The 15,762-nt window shown below is 54.4% G+C and carries 17 protein-coding genes and 1 pseudogene; 9 read left to right on the top strand and 9 right to left on the bottom strand.

The genetic code is table 11. The features are described 5' to 3' along the window. The first annotated feature begins 179 nt into the window (after nucleotides 1-179). From rpmH to M0646_RS13070, 5 genes and pseudogenes are all read left to right on the top strand, one after another. Nucleotides 180-317, top strand: a complete 138-nt coding sequence (gene rpmH / locus M0646_RS13090; RefSeq protein WP_099799755.1) for a 50S ribosomal protein L34 — start codon at nucleotides 180-182, stop codon at nucleotides 315-317. Further along, nucleotides 317-586, top strand: a pseudogene (gene rnpA / locus M0646_RS13085) (ribonuclease P protein component); the annotation flags it as partial. The gene rpmH and the pseudogene rnpA, both read left to right, overlap by 1 nt. Nucleotides 587-658: 72 nt before the next feature. Next, nucleotides 659-1,054 (top strand): PH domain-containing protein, encoded by a 396-nt coding sequence (locus M0646_RS13080; RefSeq protein ID WP_225901724.1) that lies wholly within the window; start codon nucleotides 659-661, stop codon nucleotides 1,052-1,054. 47 nt (nucleotides 1,055-1,101) lie between these two features. Then, nucleotides 1,102-2,307 (top strand): membrane protein insertase YidC, encoded by a 1,206-nt coding sequence (gene yidC / locus M0646_RS13075; RefSeq protein ID WP_149821547.1) that lies wholly within the window; start codon nucleotides 1,102-1,104, stop codon nucleotides 2,305-2,307. 8 nt (nucleotides 2,308-2,315) lie between these two features. Beyond that, nucleotides 2,316-2,852: a R3H domain-containing nucleic acid-binding protein gene (locus M0646_RS13070; RefSeq protein ID WP_286626032.1), complete on the top strand. Its 537-nt coding sequence runs from the start codon at nucleotides 2,316-2,318 to the stop codon at nucleotides 2,850-2,852. On the opposite strand, the gene M0646_RS13065 is transcribed toward M0646_RS13070, so the two are convergent. Further along, nucleotides 2,799-3,683, bottom strand: coding sequence for a glutaminase (locus M0646_RS13065; protein ID WP_149821543.1), 885 nt, complete (start codon nucleotides 3,681-3,683; stop codon nucleotides 2,799-2,801). The genes M0646_RS13070 and M0646_RS13065 overlap by 54 nt on opposite strands. Nucleotides 3,684-3,691: 8 nt before the next feature. Further along, nucleotides 3,692-5,680, bottom strand: a complete 1,989-nt coding sequence (locus M0646_RS13060; RefSeq protein ID WP_286626031.1) for an Rne/Rng family ribonuclease — start codon at nucleotides 5,678-5,680, stop codon at nucleotides 3,692-3,694. 532 nt (nucleotides 5,681-6,212) lie between these two features. On the opposite strand from M0646_RS13060, the gene hpnH reads away from it, so the two are divergent. Further along, on the top strand, nucleotides 6,213-7,223 hold the full coding sequence (gene hpnH / locus M0646_RS13055; protein WP_286626030.1) for an adenosyl-hopene transferase HpnH: 1,011 nt from the start codon (nucleotides 6,213-6,215) through the stop codon (nucleotides 7,221-7,223). Here the strand turns inward: hpnH and M0646_RS13050 are convergent. The 4 genes from M0646_RS13050 to rph form a co-directional block, all read right to left on the bottom strand. Continuing rightward, complete coding sequence (locus tag M0646_RS13050; protein ID WP_226971974.1) at nucleotides 7,220-8,509, bottom strand: ABC transporter substrate-binding protein; 1,290 nt, start codon at nucleotides 8,507-8,509, stop codon at nucleotides 7,220-7,222. The genes hpnH and M0646_RS13050 overlap by 4 nt on opposite strands. Continuing rightward, on the bottom strand, nucleotides 8,463-9,992 hold the full coding sequence (locus M0646_RS13045) for a YifB family Mg chelatase-like AAA ATPase (protein WP_286649740.1): 1,530 nt from the start codon (nucleotides 9,990-9,992) through the stop codon (nucleotides 8,463-8,465). The genes M0646_RS13050 and M0646_RS13045 overlap by 47 nt, the downstream gene beginning before the upstream one ends. 172 nt (nucleotides 9,993-10,164) lie before the next feature. Then, nucleotides 10,165-10,776: a hypothetical protein gene (locus tag M0646_RS13040; RefSeq protein ID WP_149821533.1), complete on the bottom strand. Its 612-nt coding sequence runs from the start codon at nucleotides 10,774-10,776 to the stop codon at nucleotides 10,165-10,167. Next, on the bottom strand, nucleotides 10,769-11,497 hold the full coding sequence (gene rph, locus M0646_RS13035) for a ribonuclease PH (RefSeq protein ID WP_149821531.1): 729 nt from the start codon (nucleotides 11,495-11,497) through the stop codon (nucleotides 10,769-10,771). The genes M0646_RS13040 and rph overlap by 8 nt, the downstream gene beginning before the upstream one ends. Nucleotides 11,498-11,674: 177 nt before the next feature. Here rph and M0646_RS13030 point away from each other — a divergent pair, with 177 nt between their 5' ends. From M0646_RS13030 to M0646_RS13020, 3 genes are read left to right on the top strand one after another with little or no spacing between them, the layout of a single operon-like run. Beyond that, a complete protein-coding gene (locus tag M0646_RS13030) occupies nucleotides 11,675-12,013 on the top strand; it encodes a P-II family nitrogen regulator (RefSeq protein WP_149821528.1) in 339 nt (112 codons plus the stop codon). Nucleotides 12,014-12,019: 6 nt separating this feature from the next. Then, nucleotides 12,020-12,880, top strand: a complete 861-nt coding sequence (locus M0646_RS13025) for a shikimate dehydrogenase (RefSeq protein ID WP_149821526.1) — start codon at nucleotides 12,020-12,022, stop codon at nucleotides 12,878-12,880. A gap of 1 nt (nucleotide 12,881) precedes the next feature. Continuing rightward, on the top strand, nucleotides 12,882-13,091 hold the full coding sequence (locus M0646_RS13020; RefSeq protein ID WP_149821524.1) for a hypothetical protein: 210 nt from the start codon (nucleotides 12,882-12,884) through the stop codon (nucleotides 13,089-13,091). On the opposite strand, the gene M0646_RS13015 is transcribed toward M0646_RS13020, so the two are convergent. From M0646_RS13015 to queG, 3 genes are read right to left on the bottom strand one after another with little or no spacing between them, the layout of a single operon-like run. Then, the gene (locus tag M0646_RS13015; RefSeq protein WP_286649739.1) at nucleotides 13,057-13,827 is read right to left on the bottom strand and encodes a winged helix-turn-helix domain-containing protein; all 771 of its coding nucleotides are present in this window, start codon (nucleotides 13,825-13,827) and stop codon (nucleotides 13,057-13,059) included. The genes M0646_RS13020 and M0646_RS13015 overlap by 35 nt on opposite strands. A 55-nt stretch (nucleotides 13,828-13,882) precedes the next feature. Next, nucleotides 13,883-14,782 carry a vitamin K epoxide reductase family protein gene (locus M0646_RS13010; protein WP_190278119.1) on the bottom strand — a complete coding sequence of 300 codons (900 nt, stop codon included), beginning with the start codon at nucleotides 14,780-14,782 and terminating at the stop codon, nucleotides 13,883-13,885. A 20-nt stretch (nucleotides 14,783-14,802) separates the two neighbouring features. Then, nucleotides 14,803-15,747 (bottom strand): tRNA epoxyqueuosine(34) reductase QueG, encoded by a 945-nt coding sequence (queG, locus tag M0646_RS13005; RefSeq protein ID WP_286649738.1) that lies wholly within the window; start codon nucleotides 15,745-15,747, stop codon nucleotides 14,803-14,805. Between the last annotated feature and the right edge of the window lie 15 nt (nucleotides 15,748-15,762).

Genomic DNA, 15,762 nt, shown 5'->3' with positions numbered 1-15,762 from the left:
GCAAACCTCGTCCGTAGGATGTGAGCAATGATAGGCAACACGACCAAGACGGCAATAGCCCTGCAGGGCTACCGCTGCCTCACGGGAAGTGATACGATTGTAGATCGCTCTAACGACTGACTAGGGCGTGCCCCTTGGGGCAGTGTTTTTTCTGATCAACCATCATAACTGCAACAGCCATGACGCAACGTACACTGGGCGGCACTGTCCGCAAACGTAAACGCACCTCTGGGTTCCGGGCGCGCATGCGTACCAAATCCGGTCAGAACGTGATTAAGGCACGGCGGCGTAAAGGGCGGGCACGGCTGGCCGTCTAGTGTTGCCTCCTCAACATCGCCTGCGCGATCGCCATGATTTTGACCGCGTCTATCAACACAAAACTGCCCACCACGGCAAACTGGCCGTTCTTTGGCTGGCGCCCCAAGCCGTCAAGGCAGCACCACGGCTGGGCATTGTGGTCAGTAAAAAGGTGAGTAAGCGAGCCGTTGATCGCAACCGTTTGAAGCGGCAATGGCGACGGGTGATCCACCCACTCTTACCGCAGATCGCCGCAGGGTGGGATATGATTGTGGTAGTGCGTCAGGCGGCACTAAAAGTGAGTGACGAGGACTGTCGCGCTGAATTGACGCAGTTAATGGCCAAAGCAGGGGTACTGACGATGCCGGGAATTTCCGAAGACGTTTTCTACGAAGGCGGTCCCCATTGGGGTGACTTGGTGATCAACTTACTGTTGGGGCTAACGGTGATTTGTCTGCCCCTTACCGTTGGTGCCATTGTCCGTGCCCTTTGGCTGCGCTACCGCATTACAAATCGGCGGATTACGGTGATTGGCGGCTGGATGGGGCGCGATCGCTCCGATGTCATTTATAGCGAAATCACCAAAGTCGTCACCGTTCCTCGCGGCTGGGGCGCCTACGGTGATATGGTCGTCACCCTCAAAGATGGTAGCCGCTTAGAAATGCGCGCTGTCCCCCGCTTCCGTGAAATTTATGACTATATTTCTGCCAAATTGAGTCCCGCTGCCAAAAGTGTCAGTGGCGCGATTGGTTCTTAAGACCTAAGATAGTTCTGTTAACTGTTCACCCCTAATTGCAGGATTCCATGGATTTTGGTATCGGTTTCCTCTCCAACAATGTCATGCTGCCAATCCTTGACTTTTTCTATGGGATTGTGCCCAGCTATGGCCTTGCGATTGTGGCGCTGACACTGGTGGTGCGCTTTGCCGTCTATCCCCTCAGTGCGGGATCCATTCGCAATATGCGGCGCATGAAAGTGGTGCAGCCGATCATGCAAAAACGGATGCAGGAAATCCAACAGAAATACAAGGATAATCCTGCCGAACAGCAAAAGGCAATGGCAGAGGTCTATAGGGAGTTTGGTAATCCCTTGGCGGGGTGTTTTCCTCTGCTATTGCAGTTACCGATTCTCTTTGCTCTCTTTGCCACGCTCCGCGGATCACCCTTTGCTGATGTGAATTACCAGCTCAACCTGCAAATTGTTCCTCCTGATCAAACTGTCTTAGCCCAGCCCTTTGCCACTAAGCCGCAAAATATCTACGTTGATGAGGGCATCCACTTCCCCATTCAGGCGGTGGTTCCCAGCGGTACCAAGATTCCAGTGGGTCAAACGGTGGATCTCCAATTCCAAACCAAGGAGGGGAAACCCTTTAGTGAACTGGCCGCCGCCTATCCCAATAGTCACCTGCAACCCAAGTGGCAAATTATTCGCGGTCAAGAGCGGGCAACCATTGACAGTGAGGGGCATCTGCAAGCCCTGCAAGCCGGTGATGTAACGGTTCAGGGAACGATTCCGGGGATTGCGGCGGATAAAGGTTTCCTCTTTATCTCTGCCCTTGGCCATGTGGGTGCCATTGATCAAGGGGAACTCTTCATCACGCTGCCCGATGGCACACGCCAGTTTAATTGGGGCGCGATCCACTGGGATATCCTGATCATGATCCTTGGCTTTGGCGTCAGTCTCTACGTCAACCAGTTGCTCTCTGGCCAAGGCAGCAGCAATAACCCGCAGCAGCAAACCGTGAATCAATTGACACCGATCATCTTCTCTGGGATGTTTCTCTTTTTCCCATTGCCGGCAGGGGTGCTGCTCTATATGCTAATCGCCAACATCTTCCAGACGGTGCAGACCTTTATTCTTCAACAGGAGCCGCTGCCAGAGAACCTGCAGAAACTCGTGGAGGAGCAGGAGCGGGCTGAAGCCATTAAAAATCGGGCGGCTCTTCCCTTTGAGGGCAAGGGGGCTAAAAGTGCCAAGGCCACTAAAGCCAAGCGTCATCCATCAAGTTGAGGGGAGGCATGACCGCTGATCCAATTGCTGCGGGGTGTGCGTGGCTGGAACAGGCACTTGCTCTAGCAGGCTTTAAGACAACCGTTTCTGTGGTCGAGTCTCCGTTGGCAGGTGTGGTGCCGGGGCACTGGCTAGAGATCGATCGCCAGTCCCTGAGTGCTGCGCAAATTGAATCCCTGCTGGCCAACAATGCCCAAGCTCTCGATGCGTTGCAATATCTGCTCAATGCCACGTTGAATTTGGGGCGATCGCGGCAGGAGCAAACGGCTTTTACCCTAGAATTGGCGGGCTATCGCCGCGCCCGTTATCGCCAGTTGCAGGAGATTGCCCATCAGGTGGCTGCCCAAGTCCTCGACACCGGTAAACCCGTTGAAATTCGCTCCCTGTCAGCGGCAGAGCGGCGTGTCGTTCACAGCCTCATTAAGGTAGAGAGCGATCGCCTTGAAACCTTTAGTTATGGAGAGGAACCGGATCGCCGCTTGGTGGTGCAGTTAGCTCAAGGGACTGAGGCCGAAGTGGCGGCTGATGCGCTGGAGCAGGTATAGACCTAAAATCGAGTTGCCACTGGGATCAAGGGGTGGGCTGTAGCAGGCGATCGCCCCCTGTCGCGGCACAATGGCCAAAATCACACCGCTGACACCCGATTTCACAGGCAAGCCAATCTCTAGGGCATAGCGGGGGGAGTCCTCGTAGAGGCCACAGGTGAGCATAAGCACATTCACCTGCTGACGATGGCGATCGCTCACCTTGTCATGGGGCAGTGCCAACAGGAGACCCAAGCGCGCCACTTCCTCAATCGTTCCTTGGAAACAGCACACCTGATTGTAGATCTCAAGGGCAACCCCGGCATCGGCAATGCGTCCAGACTCCACTAAAAAGTGGGCAAGGGTGCGATTTTGCCAGTTGGGATGGCGATAAACGGCTGCTAACACCTCTTGATCCACCTGCAACTGCGTACCCGCACACTCATTGAGCCAAGTCTGAAAGACCGCAACACCGCCAACATGAGCCAATTGGCTAGCAAGGGCGATCGCTCCACTATTAATCATGGGATTGCGCGGCCACCCCTGATCAAGGGTTAACTGCAACACAGAGTTATAGGGGTAATCTGAGGGGCGCTGTCCCACCCACGTCCACACCTGCTCCTGCCACAGCGTTAAGGCATACAGCAGCAAGAAGGGCTTAATTGCGCTCATTAAGGGAAAGCGCAAATTGGAACGCCCAAGGGTAAACTGGTGCTTTGGGGTAACAAGGGCAAAGGCAAAGGCTTCAGACCCCACCCGCGGTAGCCGTTGAAGGGGTTCCCCCTGAGGAAGTTCTGCCGATGCAGCCTTGAGCCACTCTTGGATGAGGGCAGGGTCTAGATCCCCCAACATTGCTGAGCCTAAGTATTGGCATCGAGGGAGAGCTGCTCGCTAGTGGTGACCCGTCGCCGCCGCCGCCGACCTGCGGGCACGGAGGCCTCTGGAGTGGATGCTTCCCCGCCGGATTCAGACTCGGTCGTGACTTCTGACTCACTGGTATTGAGCAGCGTGGTGGCCGCAATCGGCTCGACATTAATCGTGCTAACCACAGAGGAGGGCGGCTCATCAGCAGTCTCTGGGATATCCTCAGGCATTCCCTCACTGACGGGTCGTGCAGTTTTCTGGGGCAGGGGTAGGGGGTCTTGGCCGGGGCGTGCCACCATCACAATCGTTCCCCGCGGATTCTTCACCTCTTCAGAGTGCAGCACAAGGGGTGAAATTCCCATTTCCGCATAGACTGCCTGCTCTTGATCCGTCATTGTTACGGTAATCACCTCCGCTGGTTCAGAGCGGCCAAGACGGGCAGGGCGCGGCGGACGGCTCTCCACTTTGACCACTGGCGGCGGCGCCGTTTCTGTAGGCGTGGTAATCACCTTGCGGCCATTGCCATTTTCAGAGGCACGGCGAGGACTGCGTGGGGCTGGTGGATGACTACTGCGGGAAGCACGCGGGCGAATACCCCCCACCGCTTGATAGTCAGGGTGGTTAATGAGTTGGGTCTCTAGGCTGCTACTGGCAAAGCCATTGGGTTCAGTGCGGGATTCTAAACTGCGGCGTGGCTCCGGTGGACGCGGCATGGGCGATCGCTCGACAATTTCGCCGGGGCTATCCTCCGGTTCACCGGGTAAATGCACCAAGTGACCCAAGCCCCCACAGGCACTACAGGGACGGCCAAAAAGTTCATAGATATTTTGCCCTTGGCGTTTGCGGGTCAATTCCACCAGCCCCAGTTCTGAGAGTTGAGCAATTTGGGGGCGAGCTTTATCAGCACGCAGGGCTTTACTAAAGTGCTCCAGCAGTTGCAACTGGTCGCGGCGGGAATCCATGTCAATAAAATCCACAATGATCACGCCAGCAATATTGCGCAGTCGCAGTTGGCGAGCAATCTCCGTAGCCGCTTCGCAGTTTGTCCACAGCACTGTTTCCCGCGAGGTGGCTGAACTGGTGAATGAACCGGAGTTCACATCAATGACCGTCAGTGCCTCTGTCGGTTGAATGATGATATAGCCACCGGAGGGCAAATCCACACGGGGTTTCAGGGCCTCACGAATGGCAGCATTCACCCGAAAGTAATCCAAAATGGGAATGGGTTCTTGGTGATAGTCAATGAGAACCCCCACCGGCTTATTGACATTCCAGTTTTTCAGGTGCTGTTTGACCCGTTTGACCCCATCGGGCGTATCCACCACAATGCGGTTGACATCACTGCTATAGACATCCCGCAAGACTTTTTGGATAAAGTCATCATCGCGCCCCAGAAGCTGGGGAGGACGGCTGGAGGCCGCCTGCTGTTGGATCGTTTCCCACTGCCGTTGCAGGAGTTCCAAATCCTCAAGAATGGCCTCTTCGGAGACACCCTCGGCCTCTGTGCGCACTAGTAGCCCCATGCCAGCAGGTTTGACCAAAATGCCTAGGGCACGTAGCCGATGCCGTTCCGCTTCATTGGTAATCCGTCGCGATAGATTCACCCCCCGACCATAGGGCATCAGTACAAGATAGCGTCCGGGCAACGAAATATTTCCGGTCAGCCGTGGCCCCTTGGTGCCCGTGGGTTCCTTCATGACCTGAACCAGCACTTTTTGCTGCGGTGCGAGCAATTCCGTGATTGCTCCAGCCGTTCGCTTCAGGCGCAATGGGCCAAGGTCAGTGACATGGATAAAGCCATTACGAGAGGCATCCCCCAAGTTGACAAAGGCAGCATCAATGCCCGGTAGGACATTTTCAACCACCCCAAGGTAGATGTCCCCCACCTGATGGGTGCCCGTGGCCACGATTAATTCTTGAATTTGATCTTCGGCAAAGACCGCCGCTAGCCGATGTTCCTCGGCAATAATAATTTGCTTAGGCATTCATTATCCTTAGAATTTCTTAACAAAATAAACGTCAGCATGAATGGGCTAAAGGCATCTAGCACAGTGTTGAGCCACTCTTGCCCCTGTAAGGGACGCGTGCAAGTTTGGCTTTAAGATGGTTGGGAAAAGGGTTCCTGTAGAGGTGGGTTGGCATTGGAACGCGGAACGCAACTCTGGTGATACCTAAAAAGCTCTGCACGACTTGCAGAAGGAAAAGATGTCACCCCATGCCAGCCTTGATGAAAGTCTATGCTTAACCTTTGGTCTCTTAGGCTATGGAGGTTAAGCAAAAGGGATTTTTCTACAGTACCTCTAATGGTCTCTGATTATAGGTATCTCTGTCAAGATTGGCTAGGGGATTTTGCAAAAATTTTCACTGTCGCTGCCGCTACCCTCGTGAGCACGAGCATAGTGTGCCACTTTGCAAACCTGATAGGACACTTTGGCGATCGCCCACAAAGCTGCTACAACTATAAACATCTATTAAGCGTCTTGGCTAGAAAATTAGCCACATTGAGGAGAATTGCCCATGGGAGTCCACATCAAGCAGGCAGTGGAAGTCGCGACCTATATCATCTCACAACGCCTACAGGGCAAAAAGCGCTTTCCCCTCACCTTGATGCTTGAGCCTCTCTTTCGCTGTAATCTAGCCTGCTCGGGCTGCGGTAAAATTCAGCATCCCCTTGAAGTCCTGCGCAAATATCTCACCCCAGAGGAATGCTTCCGCGCCGTTGAAGAATGTGGTGCACCGATTGTTGCCATTCCCGGTGGGGAACCCCTGCTGCACCCGCAAATTGATGAAATTGTCAGTGGCTTGGTGACACGGCGGAAGTTTGTTTACCTGTGCACTAATGGAATTCTTCTCGAGGAAAATCTCCACAAATTCAAGCCCTCCCCCTACTTTAGCTTCAGCGTTCACCTCGATGGTCTGCGGGAGTGGCACGACAAATGCGTGGATCGCAAAGGGGTCTTTGATATTGCGGTGAAAGCGATTAAAGCGGCTAAAGCCAAGGGCTTCCGTGTCACCACCAATACGACAATTTTTGAAGGGGTGGATCCTAAGGAAATGCAGGAGTTCTTTGACTTTGTCAGTTCCCTAGGGGTGGATGGCATGATGATCTCGCCGGGCTACGCCTATGAGTGGGCACCGGATCAGGAGCACTTCCTCAAGCGGGAGCAAACCCGTGCCCTCTTCCGTGAAATCCTTGCCCCCTACCGTGCGGGTCAGAAGAAGTGGAACTTTAACCACAATCCCCTGTTCCTTGATTTCCTTGTGGGTGAAAAGGACTATGAGTGTACCCCTTGGGGCATGCCCAGCTATAGTGTGTTGGGTTGGCAGAAACCCTGCTATCTCCTCAATGAAGGGCATTACAAGACTTGGAAGGAACTGATTGAAAATACGGAGTGGGAGAAGTATGGCCACAAAAGTGGCAATCCCAAGTGCCGTGACTGCATGGTGCACTGTGGTTATGAGGCCACTGCTGCCATGGATGCCTTTAACCCAGCCAATATGGTCAAGGCGGCGGGCAGTCTCTTCTAACGCGGGCGCATCAGTTGCCAACGTTGCTCTGCGGTTTCTGCTGCGGCTTGCGGGGTTGATTTGCCAAGGAGAACGCTTTCGATCGCTCGCCCAAGGGTTTGGGAAAAGCGGGTATAACCACGGAAGTTGGGACGTGCCTGAGCAGCGGCCATCTGATCTAGAAAAACACGAAGCGCGGGTTGCTGTGCCACAAAGGCCTGATAGCGATCGTTGGTACGCACCCGTTCATTCACGGGCAAATACCCTGTGCCCAAAGCCCACTCCGTTTGAAATTCTTCACTGAGAACGTAGTCCAAAAAGGCTAGAGCAGCCTCTTCCCGTTGCGGTGTTGAGCGAAAGACAAAGAGATTTTCGCCCCCCAGTGCGGTTGCGGCGGTTTTGAGGGCAGGCATGGGTAGAACGCCAAAATCCACCCCCGACTGTTGGAGTTGCGCCAACGTCCAAGGCCCTGTAATTTGCATCGCCACCTCGCCACGAATCAATTGATCCAGTTCATAACCACGTTCCGGGGCAGAGAGTGTCGCTAAGCCCTCCTGCCGCAGACGTTGCCAAAAGTCAAGAGCCGCGATCGCGGGGGGTGTGTCAATGTGGGCGCTTTCTGGTGTGTCTCCGAGACTGCCACCCGCACTCCAAAAAAAGGGCAACCAAGTAAAGACGGCAAATTCCCCTTGGCCAAGGGCAAGGAGTAGCGGGGTGATGCCCTGTGCCTTTAGGGTTTGGCTGACCTGCTCTAATTCCTGCCATGTGCTGGGTAGTGTTTTCACACCAGCGGCAGCCAATAAACTGGGACGATAAAAAATTCCAAGGTTGTTGGTGGCAAAGGGAATAGACCAGTAATGGTTGCCGTAGCGCATTGTTGGTATCAGGGCAGGACTAACTTGATCGCGGTAGGGGGAAGCTTGCCACCAGTCATCAAGGGGACGCAAAGCACCCAGATCAACAAACTGCCCCGTGATCGTGGGGTTATACCAGAGCAGATCTGGTGCGGCATTGCCCACCACTGCGGCCAGAATTTTCGGTAACTGCTGGTCGGGTTGGCCAACGTAGAGAGCTTGGACATGAATCTGGGGATGGCGGGCGTTGAAGCGATCCACAAGACGCTGGAGGATCACGCGGTTGGGGGGTGGGTTGACCCCATGCCAGAAAATCAGTTCAATGGGCTTCGCGGATTGGGTTGCCGTTGTACAGCCGATGAGCAGTAGGGCTAAGAAACCCAGTAGGAGTGCGAACCAGCCGCGTCTATTGCAGACGATCAATCGTGCGGTATTGAATGGCTTCGGCCACATGGGCAGCGGCAATCGTTTCACAGTCGGCCAGATCAGCAATGGTACGGGCTACTTTTAGGATACGGTCTGTGGCTCGCGCTGAGAGTCCCAGTTGGGCGATCGCCCGTTCTAAGAGATTAGTCGAAGTCTCATCCAAACGACACCACTGGCGCAGATGGCGGCTTTGCATTTGGGCGTTGCAGTGGAGAGTGGGTTCTTGAGCGAATCGCTGTTGGGCGCGTTGGCGTGCCGCCAAGACCCGCTGCCGTACCGTGGCTGAATCTTCCCCTAGGGTTTGGCGGGTCATTTCCTCGGGCTTGAGGCGGCTGACACTCACTTGCAGATCAATGCGATCCAGCAGGGGGCCAGAGAGCTTTGCCCAATACTGTTGCCGTTGGCGCGGCGAGCAGGTACAGGGTTGCACTGGATCGCCATAGTAACCACAGGGGCAGGGATTGGTGCTGGCCACGAGGGTAAATTGCGCCGGGAAAACGACGGATTGGCGGGTGCGGGCAATGGTGACTTGGCCATCCTCAAGGGGCTGCCGCAAAAACTCCAACACATCCCGCTTGAATTCCGTTAATTCATCAAGAAAGAGCACCCCCCGATGGGCAAGGGAGATTTCGCCGGGGCGCGGATAACTGCCACCCCCCACAAGGGCAGGGCCAGAGGCAGAGTGGTGAGGACTCCGAAAAGGGGGTTCTTGGAGCAATTGGCCGCGTTCTTTGAGCAGTCCAGCCACGGAGTGAATTTTGGTGACTTCAAGGGCTTCCTCAAAGGTCAAGGGCGGCAAGATTGTGGGTAACCGCCGCGCCAACATCGTTTTACCACTCCCCGGTGGCCCGACAAAGATGAGATTGTGCCCGCCCGCAGCCGCAATTTCGAGGGCACGCCGCGCTTGATACTGCCCCTTCACGTCCTTGAGGTCGAGGCTAAAACGGGGAGAGGGTGGAGCATGGCAACTCAGAGAATTGGCTGCTGGCGATCGCGAGCTGGGGTCATTCAAAAAGGCCGCGACTTCGGCGAGGGTGTGGCAACCATAGACCTTGAGCCCCCGCACCACCGCTGCTTCTGTCACATTGGCCATGGGTACCACGAGACCAGTCATGCCTTGGGCTTGCGCGGCAACGGCGATCGCCAGTACCCCGGCCACGGGTTGTAACGTGCCATCGAGGGACACTTCGCCGAGAAAGAGATGATCGCCGAGTAAATCCGTTGAAACCTGTCCTGAAGCGGCTAGGATGCCAATGCTAATAGGGAGATCAAAGCTGGGGCCTTCTTTGCGTAAATCGGCGGGGGTGAGATTAACCACAATGCGCCGCATTGGGAAGCTAAAACCGGCATTGCGAATCGCCGCCTTAACGCGCTCCCGTGCCTCTTGCACACCCGCATCAGGCAGGCCCACCACCACAATCCCCGGTAAGCCGCCAGAAACATCTACTTCGACGCCGACGGGAATCGCGTCAATTCCTAGAACGGCAGCACTCCAAACCCGTGCCAGCATAGCCTCAAAATCAGAAAGAGCACCGACGACTGGCCGTGTTTCGTCTCGGTGCCCTTAACTGGTTCGCTCCTCACACACTTAATGACCTTAGCAGATGTATCGCTAATTTGTCACCATTGCATAGGATTTTTCATGAAGTTTATTTGCAAAACCCCAATTTCTGTGTCCAGTCTTAGCGCAAACTCCCTAAGGTATGCCGCCAAGCCAACTCTTTGTTGATAATTTCGAGCGATCGCCGTTCAGTTCCACTGAACAGTGGCGTAATGGTTTCCAGAATTTGCCCCAACAAGGGTGCAGCATAATTTCCCGTTGAGCGCAACAAATGGGCATAGTAGCGAAACTGAGCTTGGCCTTGGGCACTGCGATGGAAGGCAAGCACCTCTGCGCTTGTCAGCTGCCAAACAGGGGTATTTACTGGTACCACGAGCCTTGGTATCCCCTGCTGGCCATAGAGGCGATCCTCAGTAGTCACCAAATGACCAATGAGGGCAATCCACAGCAGCGTGCGAGTTTCACTGACCAAATCTGGACTGAGAAAGGTGTCGGCATTGGTGGTGAGGCGGGGGCTGATTGGAGGAAACTGGGGATTGAATAGTTGGGAATTGTAAATGACGCCAACCGCCCAGTGGCGCTGCTCATCCTCTAGCTTGACAAAGCGACCAAACCCATAGTCTTCTGGGGCGGGGGGGTGGGGCACATCCAAGCGATCCACCAGTTGCGCCACATAATCGCAGTGGGAGTTGGACTTGACGATGTGTCCGAGGTAAATGGCCTGCTCACTCATAGCTTGCGGCTAAGACGTGCTGTTGAATCTCAATGAGTTCTTGAATCCCTTGGCTGGCGACATCGAGAAGGCGATCGAGGGTTGGCCGATCAAAGGAACCGATCTCTGCTGTACCTTGAACCTCAATGAACTGACCATTGGCCGTCATCACGACATTGAAGTCCACACTGGCCGCCACATCCTCAGCGTAGCTCAAATCCAAATAGGGGTCACCATCAATCAGCCCCACGGAGACTGCTGCCACCTGATGACACAGGGGAGATTCACTGAGTACCCCTTGCTGAAGTAGGGCACTAAGGGCATCCACAAGGGCAATGTAGCCCCCTGTAATCGCTAGCGATCGCGTGCCAGCATCGGCTTGGAGCACATCGGCATCCACAATCAGTGTGCGCTCTCCCAATAGGGATAGGTTCAAGGCCGAGCGTAAGCTGCGACCAATCAGGCGTTGAATTTCTTGGGTGCGCCCAGAGAGTTTGAGAAATTCTCGCTCTTGCCGTGGCCGCGTTGCACTGGGTAGCATGCGGTACTCCGCTGTCAGCCAGCCTTGGCCTGTGCCTTCTAAAAACTTGGGTACGCCTTCCTTGAGACTAACAGTGCACAACACTTGCGTTTGCCCCGCTTGGGCGAGTACCGATCCTAAGGCAAATTGGGTGAAATGCCGCTGAAACTGGTGCGATCGCAATTCCTGTGGTTGACGGCCATCGGGTCGCTGCCACCCCATGCTTGATCCCCTCTTAATCTCCTTCCCTATTAGAGCTTATTTTCTGGAGCCAGCGCGAGACCTTGCCATTGGGCGATCGCCCGAGGATTGGAGATAATGTAGTTATTGCTACACGCTATACTCTTTTGCCAATGCTAAATAAAGATTAGCCCGTTGCCATAAAGAAGGAGTTTGACATTGAAAAAGGTAGAAGCCATTATTCGTCCCTTCAAGCTGGATGAAGTCAAGATCGCCCTTGTCAATGCGGGTATTGTCGGCATGACCGTCTCCGAAGTACGCGGCTTTGGGCGGCAAAAGGGGCAAACGGAACGGTACCGTGGTTCAGAATACACGGTGGAATTTTTACAAAAGTTAAAAGTTGAGATTGTCGTTGAAGACAGTCAAGTAGACATGGTCGTGGCGAAAATTATTGAGGCTGCCCGCACGGGGGAAATTGGCGACGGCAAAATTTTTGTGACGCCCGTTGAGCAGGTCATTCGCATCCGCACCAGCGAAAAAGATCACGAGGCAGTCTAGGAGCGGATGCCGAAGATCTCTGGCCACACCCAGCTTCTGGGGGTGATTGGCGACCCGATTGCCCACACCCTCTCACCGGCAATGCACAATGCCGCGCTGGAGCATTTGGGGTTGAACTATGTCTATGTGCCCTTTGGGGTGAAGTCACAGCAGTTGGGGGTGGCGATCGCTGGCCTCGATGCCCTGAATGTCGTTGGCTTTAATGTCACCATTCCCCACAAAGAAACCATCCTTCCCTATTTGGCGGATGTCAGCGACCTCGCACAGCAGGTGGGGGCAGTCAACACTGTCTATCGCAGTGAAAAGGGTTGGGTGGGTACCAATACTGATGTGCATGGTTTCTTGGCACCACTGCGGCAACAGTCCTACCCGTGGTCAGAGATTGCCGTTTTAGTCTTGGGCTATGGGGGTGCCGCGCGAGCCGTGGTCACTGCCTGTTATGACTTGGGCTGTCGGCAGATCTATATCAGTGGTCGCCAAGGGGAACGGCTAGAGGCCTTTGTTGCCAGTTGGCCACAGATCACGCTCCATCCCCTCCCATGGTCAGAGCGGGCCACTTGTTTGGAGAACGTTAGCCTTGTGGTCAATACCACCCCCATTGGCATGAGTCCCCATACTAGCGCCACCCCCCTCACAGCCGAGGATTTGGCAAAATTGCCCGCCACCGCCATTGTCTATGACCTCATCTACAAACCTCGCCCCACCCTTCTTTTGCAATTAGCGATGGCACGGGGACTGCAAACCTTCGACGGCCTTGCCATGCTTCTCCATCAGGGAGCCGCAGCCTTGGAGTACTGGATTGGCCAACCCGCACCTACTGCCATCATGGCCACTGCCCTTGAAACTGCCCTAGGGAGGGAGAAATAACATGACACCTTGGCTGTCAGAACTGACGTGGTTATCGGTGATTTTCCTTGTGTCACTGTTGATTTCCCTAGGGATTAAATTTATTGCCCCCCTCTATCCCCTGCCGCCAAATTTGGGGCTAATTACTTTACTGCTCTTTTTACCGGCAGCTTTGATGGGGATTGTTTTACTGAGGCTCAACCAAAACGATAACCAAAACCGCGCACCGTAAGAATGTACTGGGGATGGCTAGGGTCGGTTTCAATTTTCTCCCGCAGCCAGCGGATGTGGACATCAACGGTTTTGCTATCACCAATAAAGTCATGCCCCCACACCTGATCCAATAACTGCTCCCGTGGCCAAACACGGCGGGGGTGGCGCATAAATAGCTCAAGCAGTTTGTATTCTTTGGGGGAGAGATTGATTTCCTCGCCCCGCAGGGTTACGCGGCATTCTTGGGGATAGAGGCAGAGATCGCGAAAGCGCAGAACCGTTGGCACCGTAGCCTGTTGAATTTGCGTCCGCCGCAATAGGGCACGACAGCGCGCCAGCATCTCCCGCATGCCAAAGGGCTTGGCCAAGTAGTCATCGGCACCAATTTCAAGGCCAACCACTCGATCAATTTCACTGCCTTTGGCACTGATCATGAGAATGGGAACTGTACAGCCTTCACGGCGAATTAAGCGGCATAGGTCTAATCCATTGATGCCCGGCAGCATGACATCTAGGATGATCAAATTCACCTCTGCCTTTTCAGGATTAGTATCCGTCAAGAGATAGGTATTAATGAGATTGAGAGCCTCATAACCATCACTGGCCACAAGGGTATGGTAGCCTTCCTCCTGCAAAGCAAGGACAAGGGTTTCCCGAATCAGGTCTTCATCTTCAACCACTAAGATGTTGGCAAGGGCAGGTGGTGTGGCAAAAGGAGCCTTGGCGGGTTCGGCGGCTGTATCAATAGAAAGCATAAAAAACCTGCGTAGTGCCCGGTTGGCTTCATTCTATCACTGCGGTTCCTTGCCCCTATTGGTTCTTGAAGTTCATCGGGCCTGTGTATTGGCTGAGTTGACTGAGTTCGCTTAGCGATCGCGTGCCGGAGTAAAGCTGATCGTTGATTTCCCATGTGGGATAGCCCTGAATTCCCTTGGCACGGCAGCGTTCCACTTGGGGATTGGCACCATTGGGGTCACATTCAACATAGTTGAGTTCCCGTACTGCCTGCTTACCAAAGAGTTCCTTTTGATCGTGGCAGTGGCTACACCAATAGGCACCATACATAACCGCTCCCACTTGGGTGAGATGGCGAGCAAGGGCCATTTCCGCCGCACCTGAGGTATTGACGATGGGGATGCCAGGACCCTCAGGGTTAGCCATGCGGGCATTATAGATGCCAAAGACGGCCACCAGCGTAATCACAGCAACAATAACACCATTAAAAAAGAGCTGACCGCGATCGCTCCATTCACGACCAATAATCGTCAAGATTAAAAATGTAAAGCTAAAGACGGCTGAGGCAATACAGTAGGGACAACTGGCCTTAATTTCTGTTACCAAAACATACATCAGGTAACTACTAAAGCTGGCCATGGCCGTTGCCCCCAGAAAGAGCAAAAGCCAAGTGGTGTTTTCAGCATTGCGGCGGAGTTCTTTTTGCTGCGGCTGGTTCAACAACAGGGGCAGGGCCGCCAGAGAGAGCATCCCCGTGTAGGCGACAAAGCCAATGAGGGAGAGGGGAATACCAAACACGGTTGCCCAAGGACTATTGAGGACAATGTCACAGCCATCGGTGGGACAAGTGACCTCTTGATTGGTCAGCTTGGCGATCGTCAGGTAGGCGGTCACCACCATGCCAGCGAGGGCAACCCCGCCAATCAACCACCGTGACCAACGATGAATCCAAGGGGTGGAGCGTCGTCGAACCATAGGTGAGCCTCCGCATTGAATCATTTTTCATCATACCGATTGGCAGACAGCACCGCTTGGGCATTGCGGCGCCATTGGGCGAGTTTAATTCGCCGTAGGGCAGAACCACGGGTGAGTTCATCCCATGCTACATCGCTGAGGGTGGCGAGTTCCTCTGGAGAAGTCTTCAAGAGGGGCGATCGCGGGGCAAAGTCGGCCACATCCGTGGGTTGAGCAAAGCGTTGATTCCAAGGACACACCTCTTGGCAAATGTCACAGCCGGCAACCCATCCTTCTAAATGAGCAGCAATGGCGGGGGGAATTTCCGGGGCACGGCTTTCGATCGTGTGGTAGGCAATGCAGCGGTTGGCATCCACCACATAGGGTTCAACAATGGCGCCGGTGGGACAGGCGGCCAAGCAACGGGTACAGGTGCCGCAGTGATTGGTGTGGGGGCGATCGCCCGGCAACTCCAACGTGGTAATTAACTCTCCCAAAAAAATCCAGGAGCCATACTGCCGCGAAATGATATTACTGTGCTTGCCAATCCAGCCAATTCCCGCCTGCTCCGCCCACACTTTGTCCTGTACCGGGCCTGTATCCACATACCAACGGTAGTCCATCTCAGGTACCTGCGACTGCAGCCATTGGCCTAGGGCTTGCAAGCGTTTTCCCAGAACCCGGTGGTAATCCCGTCCCCACCCATAGCGGGCAATTTTCACCTTGGGGGGTGGCTCTGGATCAGGCTGATAGTAATTGAGGGCAACGGAAATCACTGATTGCGCTCCCGGCAGGACGGCTTGAATCTCCTGTCGCCGCGGGTTGGCCATCCACGCCATCTCCCCTTGGAAGCCTTGGGCTAACCAGCGTTGTAGGGCAGCTACCCCAGAAGGATGGTCATCGGTATAGGTGCGCAAATCCACAATCCCCACCCGATGGAACCCCAACTGATGGGCAAATTGCTTAATCGCAGCAGCAGTAATCATAGAGAAATAATATCT

Source organism: Thermosynechococcus sp. B3 (assembly GCF_030323045.1).
In the GTDB taxonomy this organism is placed as follows: Bacteria; Cyanobacteriota; Cyanobacteriia; order Thermosynechococcales; family Thermosynechococcaceae; genus Thermosynechococcus.
The sequence above is the reverse complement of the archived record's forward strand: the minus strand, read 5'-3'. Positions and strand labels throughout refer to the sequence as shown.

What these genes read in the sequence shown, in the direction of transcription:
- rpmH (WP_099799755.1), top strand. Translation starts at nt 180, where the DNA reads ATGACGCAACGTACACTGGGCGGCACTGTCCGCAAACGTAAACGCACC.
- M0646_RS13080 (WP_225901724.1), top strand. Translation starts at nt 659, where the DNA reads ATGCCGGGAATTTCCGAAGACGTTTTCTACGAAGGCGGTCCCCATTGG.
- yidC (WP_149821547.1), top strand. Translation starts at nt 1,102, where the DNA reads ATGGATTTTGGTATCGGTTTCCTCTCCAACAATGTCATGCTGCCAATC.
- M0646_RS13070 (WP_286626032.1), top strand. Translation starts at nt 2,316, where the DNA reads ATGACCGCTGATCCAATTGCTGCGGGGTGTGCGTGGCTGGAACAGGCA.
- M0646_RS13065 (WP_149821543.1), bottom strand. Translation starts at nt 3,683, where the DNA reads ATGTTGGGGGATCTAGACCCTGCCCTCATCCAAGAGTGGCTCAAGGCT.
- M0646_RS13060 (WP_286626031.1), bottom strand. Translation starts at nt 5,680, where the DNA reads ATGCCTAAGCAAATTATTATTGCCGAGGAACATCGGCTAGCGGCGGTC.
- hpnH (WP_286626030.1), top strand. Translation starts at nt 6,213, where the DNA reads ATGGGAGTCCACATCAAGCAGGCAGTGGAAGTCGCGACCTATATCATC.
- M0646_RS13050 (WP_226971974.1), bottom strand. Translation starts at nt 8,509, where the DNA reads ATGTGGCCGAAGCCATTCAATACCGCACGATTGATCGTCTGCAATAGA.
- M0646_RS13045 (WP_286649740.1), bottom strand. Translation starts at nt 9,992, where the DNA reads ATGCTGGCACGGGTTTGGAGTGCTGCCGTTCTAGGAATTGACGCGATT.
- M0646_RS13040 (WP_149821533.1), bottom strand. Translation starts at nt 10,776, where the DNA reads ATGAGTGAGCAGGCCATTTACCTCGGACACATCGTCAAGTCCAACTCC.
- rph (WP_149821531.1), bottom strand. Translation starts at nt 11,497, where the DNA reads ATGGGGTGGCAGCGACCCGATGGCCGTCAACCACAGGAATTGCGATCG.
- M0646_RS13025 (WP_149821526.1), top strand. Translation starts at nt 12,020, where the DNA reads ATGCCGAAGATCTCTGGCCACACCCAGCTTCTGGGGGTGATTGGCGAC.
- M0646_RS13020 (WP_149821524.1), top strand. Translation starts at nt 12,882, where the DNA reads ATGACACCTTGGCTGTCAGAACTGACGTGGTTATCGGTGATTTTCCTT.
- M0646_RS13015 (WP_286649739.1), bottom strand. Translation starts at nt 13,827, where the DNA reads ATGCTTTCTATTGATACAGCCGCCGAACCCGCCAAGGCTCCTTTTGCC.
- M0646_RS13010 (WP_190278119.1), bottom strand. Translation starts at nt 14,782, where the DNA reads ATGGTTCGACGACGCTCCACCCCTTGGATTCATCGTTGGTCACGGTGG.
- queG (WP_286649738.1), bottom strand. Translation starts at nt 15,747, where the DNA reads ATGATTACTGCTGCTGCGATTAAGCAATTTGCCCATCAGTTGGGGTTC.